This window comes from Streptomyces sp. NPDC058008 (assembly GCF_042886395.1).
Taxonomy (GTDB): Bacteria; Actinomycetota; Actinomycetes; order Streptomycetales; family Streptomycetaceae; genus Streptomyces.
The window spans coordinates 86,417-104,387 of the sequence record NZ_JBHVQX010000021.1; the positions used below are offsets into that span (position 1 = coordinate 86,417).

The 17,971-nt window shown below is 72.8% G+C and carries 15 protein-coding genes and 1 riboswitch; of the genes, 2 read left to right on the forward strand and 13 right to left on the reverse strand.

Annotated elements, in window-relative coordinates:
* Positions 1-31 precede the first annotated feature (31 nt).
* From ACFVS9_RS22035 to ACFVS9_RS22095, 13 genes are all read right to left on the reverse strand, one after another.
* On the reverse strand, positions 32-1,417 hold the full coding sequence (locus ACFVS9_RS22035; protein ID WP_383116120.1) for an NAD(P)/FAD-dependent oxidoreductase: 1,386 nt from the start codon (positions 1,415-1,417) through the stop codon (positions 32-34).
* Between the two features lie 449 nt (positions 1,418-1,866).
* Positions 1,867-2,808 (reverse strand): exopolyphosphatase, encoded by a 942-nt coding sequence (locus ACFVS9_RS22040; protein ID WP_389934686.1) that lies wholly within the window; start codon positions 2,806-2,808, stop codon positions 1,867-1,869.
* A 35-nt stretch (positions 2,809-2,843) separates the two neighbouring features.
* On the reverse strand, positions 2,844-3,386 hold the full coding sequence (locus ACFVS9_RS22045) for a DUF501 domain-containing protein (RefSeq protein ID WP_389934763.1): 543 nt from the start codon (positions 3,384-3,386) through the stop codon (positions 2,844-2,846).
* An 88-nt stretch (positions 3,387-3,474) separates the two neighbouring features.
* Entirely contained in the window at positions 3,475-3,945 is a 471-nt protein-coding gene (locus ACFVS9_RS22050; RefSeq protein WP_383116122.1) for a septum formation initiator family protein, read from the reverse strand.
* A gap of 94 nt (positions 3,946-4,039) precedes the next feature.
* Positions 4,040-5,326: a phosphopyruvate hydratase gene (gene eno, locus ACFVS9_RS22055; RefSeq protein ID WP_014155837.1), complete on the reverse strand. Its 1,287-nt coding sequence runs from the start codon at positions 5,324-5,326 to the stop codon at positions 4,040-4,042.
* A 328-nt stretch (positions 5,327-5,654) separates the two neighbouring features.
* The gene (locus ACFVS9_RS22060) at positions 5,655-6,347 is read right to left on the reverse strand and encodes a transglycosylase family protein (RefSeq protein ID WP_383117725.1); all 693 of its coding nucleotides are present in this window, start codon (positions 6,345-6,347) and stop codon (positions 5,655-5,657) included.
* Positions 6,348-6,518, reverse strand: a riboswitch (cyclic di-AMP (ydaO/yuaA leader).
* A 290-nt stretch (positions 6,519-6,808) separates the two neighbouring features.
* On the reverse strand, positions 6,809-7,774 hold the full coding sequence (locus ACFVS9_RS22065; RefSeq protein ID WP_389934690.1) for a transglycosylase family protein: 966 nt from the start codon (positions 7,772-7,774) through the stop codon (positions 6,809-6,811).
* A gap of 105 nt (positions 7,775-7,879) precedes the next feature.
* Positions 7,880-9,172, reverse strand: coding sequence for a cytochrome P450 (locus ACFVS9_RS22070; protein WP_383117723.1), 1,293 nt, complete (start codon positions 9,170-9,172; stop codon positions 7,880-7,882).
* A complete protein-coding gene (locus tag ACFVS9_RS22075; RefSeq protein ID WP_389934693.1) occupies positions 9,169-10,155 on the reverse strand; it encodes a nucleoside triphosphate pyrophosphohydrolase in 987 nt (328 codons plus the stop codon). Before ACFVS9_RS22075 ends, ACFVS9_RS22070 begins: the two co-directional genes overlap by 4 nt.
* 30 nt (positions 10,156-10,185) lie before the next feature.
* Positions 10,186-10,842 (reverse strand): SurA N-terminal domain-containing protein, encoded by a 657-nt coding sequence (locus ACFVS9_RS22080; protein ID WP_389934696.1) that lies wholly within the window; start codon positions 10,840-10,842, stop codon positions 10,186-10,188.
* 170 nt (positions 10,843-11,012) lie between these two features.
* Entirely contained in the window at positions 11,013-12,566 is a 1,554-nt protein-coding gene (locus tag ACFVS9_RS22085) for a protein kinase (protein WP_383117720.1), read from the reverse strand.
* Positions 12,563-13,216 (reverse strand): hypothetical protein, encoded by a 654-nt coding sequence (locus ACFVS9_RS22090; RefSeq protein ID WP_389934699.1) that lies wholly within the window; start codon positions 13,214-13,216, stop codon positions 12,563-12,565. The genes ACFVS9_RS22085 and ACFVS9_RS22090 overlap by 4 nt, the downstream gene beginning before the upstream one ends.
* Positions 13,217-13,311: 95 nt before the next feature.
* On the reverse strand, positions 13,312-15,420 hold the full coding sequence (locus ACFVS9_RS22095; RefSeq protein WP_389934702.1) for an N-6 DNA methylase: 2,109 nt from the start codon (positions 15,418-15,420) through the stop codon (positions 13,312-13,314).
* A gap of 193 nt (positions 15,421-15,613) precedes the next feature.
* Between ACFVS9_RS22095 and ACFVS9_RS22100 the strand changes: the two genes are divergently transcribed.
* Positions 15,614-16,426, forward strand: a complete 813-nt coding sequence (locus tag ACFVS9_RS22100; RefSeq protein ID WP_389934705.1) for a DUF4352 domain-containing protein — start codon at positions 15,614-15,616, stop codon at positions 16,424-16,426.
* Between the two features lie 628 nt (positions 16,427-17,054).
* Complete coding sequence (locus ACFVS9_RS22105) at positions 17,055-17,786, forward strand: HNH endonuclease family protein (RefSeq protein ID WP_383117716.1); 732 nt, start codon at positions 17,055-17,057, stop codon at positions 17,784-17,786.
* Positions 17,787-17,971: the final 185 nt, after the last annotated feature.

The following is a 17,971-nucleotide window of genomic DNA, read 5'->3' on the forward strand; positions in this document are numbered from 1 at the left end:
GGCGGACGACCCCTTCGGTGACGTACGGGCGCTAGGAGGCCTTGGCCTTCTCGCCGTCGGCCTTGGCCGCGACCGGCGGGGGGCTCGGCTTGGCGGCCTCGTAGAACTCCTCGCGCGGAGTCTCCATGGCGCCGAGCGAGACGACCTCGCGCTTCAGGAACATCGCCAGCGTCCAGTCGGCGAAGATCCGGATCTTGCGGTTCCAGGTCGGCATGGCCATGCCGTGGTAGCCACGGTGCATGTACCAGGCGAGACGGCCCTTGACCTTGATCTTCACCTTGCCCACGACGATCATCGCGACGCCCTTGTGCAGGCCGAGACCGGCGACCGCACCCTTGTTGGCGTGGCTGTACTCCTTCTGCGGGAAGCCCCGCATGCCGGAGATGACGTTGTCGCCGAGGACCTTCGCCTGACGCAGCGCGTGCTGGGCGTTCGGCGGGCACCAGGCGTTGGGGTTGCCCGCGCGGCGGCCGACCATGTCCGGGACCTGGGCGTTGTCGCCCGCGGCCCAGACGTAGTCGGTGCCCTGCACCTGGAGCTTCTCGGAGGTGTCCACGTGGCCGCGGGGGCCGAGCGGCAGGCCGAAGCGGGCCAGCGCCGGGTTCGGCTTCACGCCGGCCGTCCACACGATGGTGCTGGAGTCGACCTCGAGGCCGTTCTTCAGGACCACGTGGCCGTCGACGCAGGAGTCCATGGAGGTCGAGAGGTAGACCTCGACACCACGGCTCTCCAGGTGCTCCTTGCCGTACGCGCCCAGCTTCGGGCCGACCTCGGGAAGGATCTTGTCGGCGGCGTCGACCAGGATGAAGCGCATGTCCTCGCGCTTCACGCTCGTGTAGTACTTGGCCGCGTCGCGGGCCATGTCCTCGACCTCACCGATGGTCTCCGCACCGGCGAAGCCGCCGCCCACGAAGACGAACGTGAGCGCCTTGCGGCGGACGTCCTCGTCGGTCGTGGAGTCGGCCTTGTCCAGCTGCTCCAGGACGTGGTTGCGCAGCCCGATGGACTCCTCGATGCCCTTCATGCCGATGCCCTGCTCGGCGAGGCCGGGGATCGGGAAGGTGCGCGAGACGGCGCCCATCGCGATGACCAGGTAGTCGAAGGGCAGCTCGTAGGCCTCGCCGACGAGCGGCGCGACCGTGGCGACCTTGCGGTCCTGGTCGATGGTCGTGACTCGGCCGGTGAGGACCTCGGCCTTGGGCAGTACGCGCCGCAGCGGGACGACGACATGCCGAGGCGAGATGCTGCCGGCAGCAGCTTCGGGGAGGAAGGGCTGGTACGTCATGTACGAGCGCGGGTCGACGACCGTGACGGTCGCCTCTCCATACCGCATCTTCTTCAGAATGCGACGAGCTGCGTACAGGCCTACGTACCCACCGCCTACAACGAGGATCCTGGGACGCTCCGTGGTGCTCATGCCATCGAGTATCCACCCCCCTCGGGGGGCATGCTCGTGAGCCCCTTCACAAGGTATGCGCCACCCTCTGCTACACTTCGCCGCCCACGTGACCCAGGTCATGATGCGGGTGGGGAACCACAGGGTCCCGGCGAACGTTGTTCACCGCTTGTGAGCTGGCCCTTGAGGCCTCGGCCGGGGCGAACCGGCGGCCCGGGACACACCCCGGCCACACCCCCGAAACCTCACGGCACCGCCCGCGCGCGGACCCCCGGACCGCCCGCACGGCCCCTCGGAGGCGGAACTTCCCCCAGGAGGGCCGAATTCCTTGTGAAGAAGTTCACGAACTTGGTCGCGGCGGCTCGCGGAAGACCTCCCCGGAGAGGTCCGGGGAGGTCGTCCGCAAGCTCAGAAGTGCAGGCCGGAATGCGATTGAGCGGCGTCCCGCCGCTCCCGCGCCCCCGCCGCGGTCAGCCCGTCGACCAGGCGATCCCGTCGAGGATGTCGTGCTCGCTGACGACGACCTCGCGGGCCCCGGCGCGCTCCATCACCGCGAGCAGCACGAGGGCCCCGGAGGCGATCACGTCGACCCTGCCCGGGTGCATCGCGGGGATCGCCGCGCGCTCCGCGTGCGTCGAGGCCAGCAGCCGCTCGGTGAGCTCCCTGACCCGCTCGACGGAGACCCGGGAGTGGTGGATCGCCGCGGAGTCGTACTCCTCCAGCCCGAGCGCCATCGCGGCGACGGTGGTCACCGTCCCGGCCAGGCCGACGAGGGTCGCCGCCGAGGAGAGCGGCACGGTCCGCTCGGCCAGGTCCAGGGCGGCGCCGATGTCGGCCCGGATCGCGGCGATCCGGTCCGCCGTGGGCGGGTCCACGACGGCCCCGTCCACGACGAGGTGACGCTCCGTCATCCGCACGCAGCCGATGTCCACGGACCGGGCGGCGCGGACCCGGTCGTCGCCGACGACGAACTCGGTGGAGCCGCCCCCGATGTCCACGACGAGGTACGGCTTCTCCAGGCGGTCGCTGCCCACCAGTTCCTTGGTGGCACCGTCGAAGGAGAGCTGCGCCTCCTGGTCGCCGGTGACGACCTCGGGCTCGACGCCCAGGATGTCCAGGACCCCGCGGACGAAGTCGTCGCTGTTCTCCGCGTCACGGGACGCGGACGTGGCGACGAACCTGATCCGCTCGGCGCCGAGCTCCTTGATCACGGCCGCGTACTCGCGGCAGGCGTCGAAGGTCCGCTCCAGCGCCTCGGGCGCCAGCCGGCCGGTCCGGTCGACGCCCTGGCCGAGCCGGACGATCCGCATGCGGCGGTCGAGTTCGGCGAAGTCCCCGGCTGCGGGGTCCACGTCGGCCACGAGCAGGCGGATGGAGTTGGTACCGCAGTCGATGGCGGCAACGCGGGTCATGGGGCTCCTGTGGTTGTACGGGTACCGCGCGGGGGTCAGGACGCTTCGGGTCCTGCGTCGGGGGCGCACGGCGTGACGCACGGGCCCTTCGCCCACCACCGGGGCAGCATGGCGAGGGCCTCGTCGCCCAGCGGGTTCACCCCGGGGCCGGCGGCCAGCGAGTGGCCGACCAGGACGTGCAGGCACTTGACCCGGTCCGGCATGCCGCCCGCGCTCGGGAAGCCCTCCAGGACCTCGATCGCGTCGCGCCGCGCGAGGTAGTCCTCGTGCGCGGCCCGGTAGGCGGCGGCCAGCTCGGGGTCGGTCGCGAGCCGCTCGGTCATCTCCTTCATGACCCCGTTGGCCTCCAGCGTGCCGATCGCGGACGCGGCACGCGGGCAGGTCAGGTAGTACGTCGTCGGGAACGGCGTGCCGTCCTCCAGACGGGGCTGTGTCTCGACCACGTCCGGGTTGCCGCAGGGGCAGCGGTGCGCGATGGCGCGCAGTCCGCGCGGCGGCCGGCCGAGCTGGAGCTCGAACGCGGCGATGTCCGCGGCGGTGGGCGTGGTGGATTCGGTCTGCGGAGGGGGCGTGTCCATGCCTGCCTTGAATGTCATCGGTCGGACTGTATGAACCGGCGCGGGGCCGGGGCACGGCACGTGCCCGCGGACCCGCACCGGTGCGGGGTCATCGGCGGTCGGCGCTGTCCACGCCGTCCCAGAGGTTCGTGTGCCAGGGCCGCCCCGTCGCCCCCGGCTCGCCCCGGCGCACCTCGGCCGCGTCCGGGTCGACGACCGTGTAACCGGTCTCGCCGGGCATGACGTAGTGGAGGTGCTGGCGCGCGAGACGGCGGATGTACGCGTCGTCCCTGAGCCGCGCCTTCTCGTCGCGCAGCTCCTCGGTCCGCCGGTGCGCCTGCTGCGAGAGCCTCTCCTGTTCCGCGATCTGGTCGCGCTGGGAGATGTACTGCCGCATGGGGTACGCGAGGGCGACCACCAGGGAGCAGACGATCAGCGCGAGGAACGCCGCCCGGCCGGTGAGCCGGGAGCGCCGGGCCTGGCGCCGGTTCTGGGACCGGTAGACACGGGCCGCCGTCTGCTCGCCGAGCAGCCGCAGCCTGGTCGCGGTGGAGAACCGGTCGCGGTCCTTCCCGGCCATCTCTCACGCCTCCCCGTTACGCACGTCCGTCCCCGCACACGGTACGGGACCGGATGCGGGGACGGACGGAGGCTGGTGCTCCGGACTCGGGCTGTCAGCCCTCGAAGCGGAACCGCGGGAACGCCGAACGCCCGGCGTACACGGCGGCGTCGTCGAGGATCTCCTCGATGCGCAGCAGCTGGTTGTACTTGGCGACGCGGTCCGAGCGGGCCGGGGCGCCGGTCTTGATCTGGCCGCAGTTCACGGCGACGGCGAGGTCGGCGATGGTGACGTCCTCGGTCTCACCGGAGCGGTGGGACATCATGCACTTGAAGCCGTTGCGCTGGGCCAGCTCGACGGCGTCGAGGGTCTCGGTCAGCGAACCGATCTGGTTGACCTTGACGAGCAGGGCGTTGGCCGAGCCCTCCTCGATGCCGCGGGCGAGGCGCTCGGGGTTGGTGACGAACAGGTCGTCACCGACGATCTGCACCTTGGAGCCGAGCTTGTCGGTGATGACCTTCCAGCCCGCCCAGTCGTCCTCGTACAGCGGGTCCTCGATGGAGACCAGCGGGTACGCGGAGACGAGCTCCTCGTAGTACTCGGTCATCTCGGCGGCCGAGCGGGACTTGCCCTCGAACTCGTAGACGCCGTCCTTGTAGAACTCGGACGCGGCGACGTCGAGCGCGAGCGCGATGTCGCGGCCCGGGACGTAACCGGCCTCCTTGACGGCCTCCAGGATGAGGTCGAGGGCGGCGCGGTTGGACTCGAGGTTGGGGGCGAAGCCGCCCTCGTCACCGAGACCGGTGGACAGGCCCTTGGTCTTCAGGACCTTCTTGAGCGTGTGGTAGATCTCCGCGCCCCAGCGCAGGGCCTCGGAGAAGGACTCGGCGCCGATCGGCGCGATCATGAACTCCTGGATGTCCACGTTGGAGTCGGCGTGCGAGCCGCCGTTCAGGATGTTCATCATCGGAACGGGCAGCAGGTGCGCGTTCGGGCCGCCGAGGTAGCGGAAGAGCGGGAGGTCGGAGGCCTCGGACGCGGCGTGCGCCACGGCCAGCGAGACGCCGAGGATGGCGTTGGCGCCGAGGGAGCCCTTGTTCTCGGTCGCGTCCAGGTCGAACATCGCCTGGTCGATGAGGCGCTGCTCGGTGGCGTCGTAACCGACGAGCTCCGGGCCGATCTGCTCGATCACGGCGAGGACGGCCTTCTCGACGCCCTTGCCCTGGTAGCGGTTGGGGTCACCGTCGCGAAGCTCGATGGCCTCGAACGCACCGGTGGAGGCGCCGGACGGAACAGCAGCACGTCCCGTGCTGCCGTCGTCGAGGCCAACCTCGACCTCGACCGTGGGGTTGCCCCGGGAGTCGAGGATTTCCCTGGCTACGACGACGTCGATGGACGGCACGAGGCATCTCCTTCTGGGATCTGACACTGGTTGTGCAGGGTCACTGTGGCCTTGCGCCACGAGCCTAACCGGCTCGGCCCGCTCCGTCGGCCGTCCGCCCGTCCCCTGGGACGAAAAAGCACTCAAGGGCCTTCATTACGGGCAAAGCGCCAGAATCTTACTGGCAAGTAACCGCAAGGACCGGGCGCACCCCCGGCGGCGCGCCCCGCGACAGGGCCCCGGGCACGCCGGCCCCGCAGGGCCCTGACACGGCCGCGGCCCGGCGCGCGGGGGGTCTGCGCGCCGGGCCGGGCCGCCGGGGCGGAGGAGGACCCCGGACCGCTCGCGGTTACTTCAGGTGGAGCTGCTGGCCCGGGAAGATCAGGTCGGCGTCGTCGACGATGTCGCCGTTCAGCTCGAACAGCTTCTGCCAGCCGCCCTCGACCTTCTCGGCGCCGGCGATCCTGCTGAGGGTGTCGCCGGCCTTCACCTTGTACTCGCCGTCACCCTTCTCGACCTTCTCGCCGGTCGGGGTGGTGACGGTCTTCTCGGGGGCCGTGCGCTTCTCGCTGCGCGTGGCGGGCTGCTCGGTCCCGCGCTCCGGCGCGGCCTTCGGGGCCGTGTCGCCGTTCTTCGCGGAGCCGGTGTCGACGCCCGGGTCCACACCGTCGTTCGTCAGGCCGCCGGCACCGGCGCAGGCCCAGGCGCCCGGGCCCTGGAGGTCGAGGAGCTTCTCGGCGACGGCTATCTGCTGGTCCTTGGTGGCCAGGTCGGCGCGGGCGGCGTACTGCGTACCGCCGGCGGCGGCCCAGCTGGACTGCGAGAACTGCAGGCCGCCGTAGTAGCCGTTGCCGGTGTTGATGGACCAGTTGCCGCCGGACTCGCACTGGGCGACGGCGTCCCAGGTGTCGACGGAGGCGGCCGAGGCGCCGGTCGCGCCCATCAGCGGCACGGCGACGGCGGCACCGGTGACGCCGGCCAGGGTCGCGATGCGGACGGCCCTGGACGGGCGGCGGTGCTTGCCCTTGCTGGAAAGCAGCATGGTTCTCCTCACCGACGCCTACGAGGTGAGCTGTCGGGTTCGGGCCTGTGAGTTGCCCGGCCACCCGCACTCGCGGACGGCTTCACCCCGAGCCGCACCCTCACCGTCTCGCGACGGCCGGGTCCGGCACCTACCTGGGTCCCCCGCTCCTGCCTACGGCGCTTTACGCGTGGGTCCCCTTCGGCCGACGGCAGGATTCGGCGTGACGGTCGAAGGTGCCCGCGGTGCGAGCGGCTCCGACCGTAAACACACGCAACCCCTACATTCAAAGATGGACATAACGAGCAATCAGCGCGTAACGGTTCGGGAGGACGGATCATTTCCGCAGGTCGGAGCCAATATGGACGGACCGGGCGGACGGGGCGCACCAGTTGAAGCAAAGAGACCCATGTCTCACTTACGCATAAGTGGACATAGGCCTCTGAACTGCCCCCGCTTTCGGGGTGTTTTCCCGTATTTGATCAGCTGGCGGCGGGAGTCTCCGTCTGCGCGTCCGACGCGAGGCCGAGGTCCAGGCTCTGGCCGGGAAGGATCAGGTCCGGGTCGGAGCCGAGCGCGTCCTTGTTGGCCTCGTAGAGCGCGGGCCAGCCGCCGGGCAGCTCCTGCGCGTCGGCGATCGCCCAGAGGTTGTCGCCCTCCTGGACGGTGTACGTCCCCTCGGCGCCCTGACGGGCCTCCGAGGCGCCGCGCGAGGCGTGCCTGCCGCCCTCACGGCTGTCGTCGAGGTCCGTTCCGGCACTGGCCTCGGGGGCCGGCGCGCCGCGGTGCTTCCCGGCCTTCGCGCCGTCGCCCTTCGCGGAACCGGAGGTCTCGGACGCCTCGGGCGACGGCGTGGCGGACGGAGTCGTGCCGCCCTTGCCCGCCCCGTCACCCTTGCCCGCCGTGTCGCCGGACGCGTCCTTGTCGGTGCCGCTCTCCGTGTCGGCCCCGTCCGTGCCGTCCGCCGCGTCGGCCGGGTCCGACACCTCGGGCGAGGGGGTCCCGGACGGTGTGGCGGTGTCCGAGGGCTCGGCGGTCGGGTCGGTGCCCGGGTCGACGCCCGGAAGCACGCCGTCCAGGGCCAGCCCGGAGATCACGGCGCAGCTGGGCCAGGCCTGCGGGCCCTTGGCGTCCAGCACCTTCTCCGCGACGGCTATCTGCTGCGAGCGGCTCGCGAGGTCCGCCCGCATGGCGTACGCCGTACCGCCGTACGCGTCCCAGGTGTCCTCGGTGAACTGCAGGCCGCCGAAGCGGCCGTTGCCGAGGTCGGCACTCCACATGCCGCCGCTCTCGCATTCGGCGACCCGGTCCCAGGTCGACGCGTCGGCGGCTTGCGCGCCGCCCGCACCGAGCAGCGGGATGGCGATGGCCGATCCGGTGACGCCTGCGGCGACGACGATGGCGGGTGCCTGGCGAGGGCGACGGTGTCTGCCGGTCGCGGAGCCCATGGGATTGCCTTCCGTGTGACTGACATGTGACGGGTGAGTCGAACGGTGAACCTAGCCCTACTCGAACGTGTGTCACAAGTCGATGCAGCGGAGATCACGTGAAAGTCACGGAGTTGACAATCTGTCACCTTCACCGGGCGGGCGCCCGGGACCGAACTCCACGGGAAGCGTGCGTAGTCCACGCATGATGAGCCCGCCGCGCCAGCGCAAATCGGCAGGTTCCGCAGCGAGCCGCAGGTCAGGGAGGCGTCGCAGCAGTGTCGCGAGCGCCACCTGGCCCTCCAGCCGCGCCAGCGGCGCCCCCAGGCAGTAGTGGATGCCGTGCCCGTACCCGAGGTGCTGATTGTCACTCCGTGCGAGGTCCAGGGTGTCCGCATCCTGGAATCTCTCCGGATCCCGGTCGGCGGCGGCCAGCACCACGAGAACGGGGTCCCCCGCCGCGATGTCCTGCCCTCCCAGCGTCACGGGCTCGGTGGCGTAGCGCCAGGTCGCCAGCTCCACGGGCCCGTCGTAGCGCAGCAGCTCCTCGATGCCCGTGGCGAGCAGTTCCGTCTCCCCCGCCGCCAGCGAGCGCTCCAGGCGCTCACGCTGGGCGGGATCGCGCAGCAGGGCGTAGGTGCCGTTGCCGATCAGGTTCACGGTCGTCTCGAAACCGGCGAACAGGAGGATGAAGGCCATCGCCGCGGCCTCGTTCTCGGTGAGGTGCTCGCCGTGGTCGCTCGCCCGGATCAGCCCCGAGATGAGGTCGTCACCGGGGTTCTCCCTCTTGCGGTGGATGAGCTCGGCGAGGTACCCGCGCATCTTCTTGACCGATCTGGCGACCCCGCCGCGCGGTCCGCCGCCGTGCCGGATCATCATGCCCGCCCAGTCGCGGAAGTCGTCCTGGTCCTCGCGCGGCACTCCCAGGAGGTCGCAGATCGCGTAGATGGGGAGGGGGAACGCGAAGTCGTGGATGAGGTCGGCCTCGCCGTTCCCGGCGAAACCGTCGATGAGGCGGTCCGTCAGCTCCTGCACGCGGGGCGCGAACTCCGCGACCCGGCGCGGGGTGAACGCCTTGGACACGAGCCGGCGCAGCCGGGTGTGGTCCGGCGGGTCGATGTTGAGCAGATGCGTCATCAGCTCGGCCTTGCGCTCCCCCGGAATGCCCGTCTTGCCCTTGGCGCTCGCGGACCCCGCGTGGTGGGCCGGGTTCTTGGAGAGCCGGGTGTCGGCGAGGGCCTGCCGGGCGTCGGCGTACCGGGTCACCAGCCAGGCCTCGACCCCGCTGGGCAGCGACGTGCGGTGCACGGGGCTGTGCTCACGGAGCCAGGCGTAGGCGGGGTAGGGGTCGGTGGCGAACTCCCAGGTGAAGAGTTCGGGTGCTGCGGGCGCGGAGGCGGTCTCAGAGCTGTCGTTCACTCCTCGACGCTATCGGGAGCGGTCGCGAGCCCCTCCGCCGCCCGGATCGCGTCCCGGTAGGCGCGGGCGGCGGCCCGCAGGGCGGCCTCCGGGTCCGCACCGTCCCGCTCGGCCTCCACGGCGAGGGCGAGCAGCCGGTGACCGACCCCCTCGCCCCCGGGGAGCGCGACCTCGAGACCCGCCGTACGGGCCCTGCCGCCCAGCTTGGCCGCCAGCGCCAGACCGGGCTGCCCGAGCGGCACCCCGTCGGTGACCGATTCCCGCTGCTTCTCGACGGCCTTCGTACGGAGCCAGTGGGCGTGCACGTCCTCCGGCGTCTCGGCGGTCTCGTCGCCGAACACGTGCGGATGACGGTGGATCAGCTTCTCGACGAGCGTGGCGGCGACGTCGTCGATACCGAACGGCTCCTCCGGGTCATCCTGCGCGATGCGCGCGTGGAGGGCGACCTGGAGCAGTACGTCGCCGAGCTCCTCGCGCACCTCCGCGCGGTCGCCGTCCTCGATGGCCTCGACCAGCTCGTAGGACTCCTCGATGGCGTACTTCGCGAGGCCCTCGTGCGTCTTCTGCGAGGTCCACGGGCATTCGAGCCGGATCCGGTCCATGACCTGGACCAGGTCCAGGAGGCGCGCGCCGGGCAGGTCGTACGAACCGGGCAGCAGCTCCAGGTCCGGCATCCGCACCCGGCCCGAACCGCCGAGCCGCGCGAGGCCGTCGGTGAGTGGCTGGTTTCCTTCGCCGCCCACCAGCACCACGACGGTCCGGCCGCCCGCGCAGTCGTCCACCAGCTCCTCGGCCGAGGGCACCCCGTGCCCGACGGCGACACCCGCCTCCGCCAGGTACGGCAGCTGCGGGTGCTCCCGCTCGGAGCACAGGACCCGGTCGGCCGCGTGCAGTGTCTGCCAGGCGGGCCAGGACAGCAGACCGGGGGCGACCCGGTGGCTGGCGGTGAGCAGGACGATACGGCCGGGGTCTTCAGCGTTCACACCCCCGAACCTACCCCCGGGCGGCGGGGGTCAGGCGCCCGCCTCGGGGTCCTGGCCGCGCACGGGGGTGACCTGGGTGATCCACGGCGCCTGGTACGTGCTGAGCTGGACCTTCTGGTTGTCCCAGGCGCCGTAGCGCGGGTTGACGTCGATGCGCAGCGCCTTCGACGCCCCGGTGAGGGCCTCCCCGACGGCCTGCACCCCCGCGGGGCTCTGGAGGTCGGCGCCGAGCGCCTGGGCCAGCTTCTGGAGCTGGACCTCCTGGCGCAGGCTCGCCTCGATCTGGCCGGGCGCCACCCAGCGCTGCTCCAGCATCAGCGTCCGCACCCCCTGCTCCCCGCCGGACTGCGCGGCGGCGGTGCTGCGGATCTGCTGGATCTCCTTGCGGCTGACGCTCACCCCGGCGTCCTTCGCGGCCCGGTCCAGGACCCGGCCGAAGATCAGACCGGACAGCTTGACGCGGATCAGCTGACCCGACTTCGTGACCAGTTCCGCGGACCGCCCCGGTTCCTGCTGCGCGCTGCGCACGTCGGCCGCCTGCGCCTGCACCGTGGCCACGTCGATCCGGTCGCCGCCGACCACCGCCGCGGCACCGGGGTGGGCCGCGCCGCCGCAGGCGGTCAGGAGAGGTGCCGCGACGAGCGTGGCGGCGGTGAGTGCGAGCGCGGTGCGACGTCGGCGGTGCAAAGGAGCCTCCCGGGGAGAGTTTGTGCATCAGTGCACAAAGCCTTGCGGTGATCGATGTTAGGCAGTGGACGTGGTTCGGGCCACTGCTTCGACCAACGATTTCCGGACCGGTCAGTGTGGGGTCGGGGGCGAAATCCCTTCCGTTCCGCCCTTTTCGGCCGGTGGGCGCCTCACACCGAGCCGCGTACGTCCTGGTGGTGGGTCAGCTGGCGGCGTAGCTCCGTGGGGAGCGGGTGGTGCGGGCCGTAGGCGCGCTCCGTGTCGTACAGGAGGGCCTGGAGCTGGGCGCGGCCCGCGTGGTGGTCGCCCATCCCGAGCAGGAGGTGGGCGATCCGCCGGCGGATGTCGAAGGCCCGGCCGGGGCCGTCGGAGGCGGCGTAGCCGTTCTCGTAGTGGGGAAGGACCGCGCGGTACTCGGCGAGCGCGGCGGTCGCCTCGCCGAGCTGTTCCAGGCACTGCGCGGCGTCGTAGCGGAACTGGAGCGTCCGGGGGTCGGCGGGGCCCGCCTCCGCCGCGCGGTCGTCCGCCAGGCGGCGGAGCTCCGGCAGGGCGCGGCGGTACTGGCCGTCGTCCATCAGGGTCGCCGCGTACTGCTTGCGCAGGATCCGCACGACCGGGGAGTGCTCGCCGTGCTCCAGTGCCGCGGCGGGCAGGATCCCGCCGAGGATGTCGACGGCCTGGGTGATGCGGCCCTCCCCGAGCAGCCGCTTCACGTCGTCGACGGCCTGCGCCACGTTCGGCCGGGCGGGCGCCTCCCGGGGCGCGGCGGGCGGCGGTACGGGGGCGGGCGCGGGCGCGGGGACGGCGGCCCGGTCGGGCCAGGGGGCGTGCGGGCGCAGGAAGGGCCTGGTCGGGTCCAGGGGGCCGGCCGGCGCGCCGCCGGCGGGCAGCAGGGGCCTCAGGGACTCGTAGACCTCCTGGGCGGAGGCGGGACGGTGCTGGGGGTCCTTGGAGAGCAGCCGCAGGACGACCGCTTCGAGCGCGGCGGGGACCTCGGGCCTGAGCTGGCGGACCGGGAGGGGCGGTTCGTAGAGGTGGCGGTGCAGGACCCCCAGGGCGGTGGACCCGGCGAACGGCACGTCGCCGCTGAGGAGTTCGTGCAGGAGCACCCCGAGGGCGTAGAGGTCGGTGTACGGGCCGACGGCGCCGCCCATCGCCTGCTCGGGGGCCATGTAGGCGGGGGAACCGATCGGTGAGCCCGTGTGCGTCAGGCGGGTGGTGTCGGTGTCCATGACGGAGGCGATGCCGAGGTCCAGCACGGTGACGGTGCCGTCGGGCCTGACCATCGCGTTGCGCGGCTTGAGGTCGCGGTGGACGATCGGCACCGCGTGCACGGCGGAGAGCACCGCGCAGAGCTGGGCGGCGACCGCGACGGCCCAGGGCCACGGGTAGGGGTCGTGCTCGGCGAGGTGGTCGGCGAGGTCGGCACCCTCGACGTACTGCATGACGAGGTAGAGGTCCTCGCCGTCGCTCCCCGCGTCGTGGACCGTGACGAGGCCGGGGTGGTCGACCTGCGCGGTGACCCGGCACTCGCGGACGAACCGGCGGCGCAGCTCGTCGGCCGCCTCGCTGCCGGAGGGGCCCGCGACCCGGTCGGGGCGCAGCAGCTTCACCGCGACCCTGCGGTCGAGGCGCTGGTCGTACGCCGTCCAGACCTGCCCCATGCCGCCCTGGCCGAGAAGGGCGGCCAGGGCGTAACGCCCGGCGATGACGCGCCCGTTCACCGCCCGTCACCCTCCTTGCGGAGGTAGTCGCTCAGCTCGTCGAGCTCGGCGCGCACCTGGTCCAGGCGCTGGGGCTTGGGGGGCCTCGGCGCCGCGGGCGGCGGCGTCGGACCCTGCCGCGGGCCGGGGCCCTGCCCCGGGGCGGACGGGTAGCCGTACGCGGGAGTGCCGGCCACGGGCGGGTCGGGCACGGTGGCCCGCGAGGCGTATCCCCCGGACGGGAACGTGGGCGCCCCCGGGTTGCCGCCGTACGGGCCGGCGAAGGGCGCCGCGTAGGGGTTGGCCGGCGGGCCGCCGTACGGACCGAAGTGCCGTATCTCCGTGTACAGGTAGTAGGTGACCGTGCCGACGAAGGTGACCAGCATCCAGGTCAGCATGACGATCGCCTGACCGTCGGTCAGCACGTCGTCCTCCTCCGGCAGCGACCCGAGGTACATGATCAGCCCCGTGTTCAGCGCCAGCACGAGACCGAACATCCACCAGTCGCGCCGCTTACGGGTGACGATCGCCAGCCGCAGCATGGCCGCCCAGGCGAGGAATCCGCAGCTCAGCAGCGCGAGAGCCACGAAGACCACACGCAGCGTCACCAGGGTGGACGAGGACGGACGACGCGTCGGCTGCTGCTCCGGCGGATAGCCGTAGCCGTGCATGTGCTGCTCCCGGGCGTGGATCGGACGTGTGCAGTGAGCGTATACACCGACACGGACAACCGGTCCTCGGTTGTGCACAACCGTTGTGCTTCACGTCACTTCGGAGCGATCGAACCGTCCGTGAGGCCGTCGTACATCCCCTGCACCAGCTGCCCGCCGAGGCGCCCCGCCGTGCGCAGGGCGTCCTCGAACGCGGCGAGCGCGCTGAACTGTTCACCGTACGTGCGCTGTTCGGCCAGCGGAAGGCGCGGCACCTGGAGGCGGCGGGCGTCGAGCCGGGTGGTGGTGGAGGCGTAGCTGCTGGCCTGCCGGTTGTTGGCGGTGCCGCGCAGGAAACCGGCGAGGAACCAGGGGTCGAGGGCGGCCGGGTCGGGCCGCAGCAGCTGGAGGTTGCGGCCGAGTGCGGCGCCCGCGGTGGCCTCGTCGACGACCCTGGCGACCGAACCGCCGCCGACCACCGGCACGACGACGTCGCCCGCCTCCAGCAGGAGCGGCTCGTCCTCCGGGGACGCGGCCTGCGTGGAGGGCGTACCGCTGGGGGCCGTGCCGGCCAGGACGTCGTGCTCGGTGAGCACCGGCACCGCGCCGTGGCCGGCTCCGGACCCGGTCCGCAGGTGCAGGGCCCCCGCGCGCGCCAGTTCACCGACCGTGGTGAAGGGCCGCCGGACCGTGTCGCAGGGGGCGGCGGGCGGGGGCGTGAGCCGGGCGGTCAGTTTCAGGGTCTCGTCCAGCCGCTCCCGCACACGGACCAGTTCGGCCGCGCCGCCGCCGCCGGCCGGTGGCGGCAGATGGCGGGCGGGGGCCAGGTCCACGTCGTCGTCGAGGAGTTCGATGACGGGCACGGCGCGGCTGGTGCCGGGGCGTTCCTCGACGGGGTCGCGGCGTCCCGGCGCGTCGAAGGGGGTCCACGCGTCGAGTACGGCGTCGCGGACCGTGGGCCAGTCGAGCCGGTCGCGGCCGGCCGGGGCGCCGGAGGTCTCGGGGTCCGCCGCGTCGACGACGAGCAGTTCGGGCGTGGAGGTCAGTTCGGCGCCCGGTTTGCGCAGGACCCAGATGTGCAGCGGGATGCCGTACGGGGGTGCGGCGCCGGCCGGGAGCGCGATGACGGCCCGGAGGGCGCCGCGGCGCAGCAGGTCGGCGCGGATCCGGCGGCCCGATCGGCGGGAGGCGGCGGCCGGGGGCATCAGCAGCACGGCGGTGCCGCCCTCCCGCAGATGGGCGAGGGCGTGCTGGACCCAGGCGAGTTCGGACTCCGTGCGGGCGGGGAAGCCGTACTCCCAGCGCGGGTCGTAGGCCAGTTCGTCGTGGCCCCAGTTGCGCTCGTTGAACGGCGGGTGGCAGAGCACCGCGTCCACCGTGAGTCCGGGGAACGCGTCGCCGCGCAGGGTGTCGCCGGTCCGCACCGCGAGCGCGGGACCGTCGGCCCCGCCCGCCGCGGAGTGCAGGGCGAGGCGGAGCGCGGTGAGCGCCGCCAGGTCGGGGTCGGCCTCCTGCGCGTAGAGCGCGGAGGGCCGGCCCGCGGCGCGCAGCAGGGCCCCGGTTCCGGCGGCCGGGTCGAGGACCGTGGGGGAGCCCGGTCCGCCGCTTCGCCGGGCGGCGCCCCCGGCCGGCTTCGCGAGGTCCGCCATGAGCTCGGCGAGGCCGGGCGGCGTGAGCGTGTACTGGCGCGGGTTGGCGTCCAGTTGGCGGCCGAAGAGGAAGTCGAAGGCCTGCCGGGCGCCGGTCTCCGCCGCGAGTTCGGCCACGGCGCGCAGCAGCGGCACGGACGGCAGGAGAGCGGAGGCCGTGGGGGTGGGAAGGGCCCGCTCCGCTCCGAAGCGGTCCGCCAGTACGTGGTCCAGGGCGCCCGGCAGCACACCGGCCATCCGGGCGTCCGAGACGGCGGTGATCTCCAGCCAGGCGCTGGGCCTGTCCCGGACGAGCAGGAGCGCGCACCCCGCGTGGACCAGGGCGGTGACGGCCCCGTCGGGGTGGCCGGCCAGCTGCTGCCAGACCCGCTCGCGCAGCGGGACCTCGGCGAGCTTGCCCTGGTCGCGCAGCCAGTGCTCGACCTCGGAGAGCGCGAAGGAGGGGCTGGCCTCGGTGCCCCCGACAGGTTTCGGGAAGTCGGCGTGCCGGCGGCGCCAGTTGCTGACGGCCGCGCGGCCCACCCCCGCGAGCCTGGCGATTCCGGCCGCGGTCACCTCTGTCGAGCTATCCGGCACTGGGCTGTCTCCCGTTCCGCGCATCGGTGTCGATGCTGTGTGGGGGTGAGCATACCGACAGCGCGGCGCCGTCGGTTCACAAGATTGCTTCTGTTGACTCGGTTCACAGACAATGGTCTTATTGACCCGTCGCCCACTGGTGCGGCGAACTGTCCCGCTCACACTCCTCGTTGTTCATCGGAAGGGCACAGCCATGTCCCAGTACACACAGCCGCCGCAGCCCCAGCAGCCGTACGCCCCCGCGCAGATGCCGGGCGCTCGCCCGGCCCGGAACGGCCTCGGCACCGCCGCCCTGGTGCTCGGCATCATCGGGACGGTCTCGGGGCTGATCCCGTTCTTCTTCTGGCTCGCCGGGATCCTCGGCCTCATCGCCCTGATCCTCGGTCTGGCCGGACGGGGCCGCGCCAAGCGCGGGGAGGCCACGAACAAGGGCGTCACGACGTTCGGCGCGGCCCTCGGCCTGGTCGCGCTGATCCTGTCCGTCGTGGGGGCCGTCCTGACCTTCAAGGCGGTGGACGAGGTGGTGAAGGAGGTCAACAAGACGGTCGCCGAGACCTCGGCCTCCGCGAAGCCGGCCACCGGTGGCGGTGCGGGCGGCGGCACCGAGGGCAAGGACGACGTCCTGCGGGCGGGTGACTCCGCCGCGTACGACGACGGCCTGGAGATCACGGTGGCGGCCCCCGCGGCGTACACCGCCGACGAGTTCGCGATCGGCCACACCAAGGGCAACCGCGCCTACACGGTCTCGGTCGTCATCGAGAACAAGGGCAAGGAGAAGTTCGACGCGACGCTCGTCGGCGTCGACGCCCGTGCCGGCGAGGACGGTGTGAGCGCCGAGCAGATCTTCGACGGCAAGGTCGGCGAGGGCTTCACCGGCACCGTCATGCCGGGCAGGAAGATCACGGCGACGTACGCCTTCGACGCCCCGGCCGACGCCCGGAGCCTGACCGTCGAGGTCGGCCCCGGTCTCGACTGGGACGCGAGCCAGTGGGAGCTGAAGCTCTGACGGACGGACCGCGCGCGAGGCCCCTCCACCGGTCCGCGTGCCGTCCGTCCGAGGGGCGGAAGGCCGCCCGCAGGCTCTCACCTCCCCTCCGCCCGCCTCCACGGGGCCGGCCTCCCTCACGGGCGGGCCGGCCCCGTGGTCCCTCGAAGTCCGCTGCCGCACCCGCACCACATCCGGGGGCCGGTGGTGCCGGTATCCGCCCGCGTCCCGGCGCCCGAGGGGCGAACCGCACACCGTGGGCGCGCGCCATCACCACATCCGGAGGCCGGTGGTGCCGGTATCCGCCCGCGTCCCGGCGCCCGAAGGGCGAACCGCACACCGCGGGCGCGCGCCACCACCACACCCCGGGGGCCGGTGGCCACGAGCCCGTACCCCCGGGGACTCCCGCCCGGCCCTGGGGAAACCGCCTCAGCCGACCGGGCCCTCGCGTACGCCCGGGGCCGGACGCCGGGCGTCTCCTCACCGCCCGGGCGGGTTCCGGGCGTTCGGCGGGAGTGGTGGTGATCACGTTCTCTCCCGATGCCACGCGTCCGCGCCCATGGGCCGGCCCGTTTCCGGGGCGCCGGCGGACGGCCCGCACGCCATGCGCCCTCCCTGACACCGCCCGCTGCGCCTACCCTGATGCCTCGTGACACTCTTCCGCGCCTCGCTCCGCGCCCGCCGCCGCCCCCTTCCCGTCGCCGCCCTGGCCCTCACCGGCGCGCTCGCCCTGTCCGGCTGCGAGGTGACGGACGGTCCGGCGGACACGGCGCCCGGGCCCGCCGCGGCCGGTTCGGCGCTCCAGGCCTCCGACGGCCTGCCGGTGAAGGGCCGTGCGCCCAAGACGGGTTACGAGCGCGGCGCCTTCGGCTCGGGCTGGATCGACACCGACCACAACGGATGCGGGACCCGGGACGACATACTGGCCGAGCAGCTCGACGACGTCTCCCGGGACGCCGACGGCTGCAAGGTGCTGCGCGGGGTCCTGGACCCGGAGCCGTACACCGGGGGCCGCGTCACGTTCCAGCGCGGACGCAGCAAGATCGACATAGATCACCTCGTCGCCCTGTCGGACGCCTGGCAGAAGGGCGCGCAGAAGTGGAGCGACGCCAAGAGGCGGGCCTTCGCGAACGATCCGCTGAACCTCGTCGCGGCCGACTCCTCCACCAACCGCAGCAAGGGCGACGGGGACACCGCGACCTGGCTGCCGCCCAACACGGCGTACCGCTGCACCTACGTGGCGGGGCAGGTCGCGGTCAAGAAGAAGTACGGGCTGTGGGTGACGCAGGCCGAGAAGGACGCGATGACGAAGGTGCTGAAGGACTGCCCGGACCGGAAGCTCCCCAGCGGCGGCACCCCGACGGAGGCCACCACCCGCTGACGGCGACCCGTCCGCCTGCCGGTCAGGGCGTCGGCGGCACGCCCGGTCCGGCCGTGCCGCCCTGGCCGGGGCCCGTGGCTCGCCCACCCGCCACCGCTGTTCGGGCCCGCACAGACGTGCGCCGACCGGGAATCACCCCTCGGAGCACACCCGTTGTCCCGGTCCGCCCCGCCCACTGCCAGGCC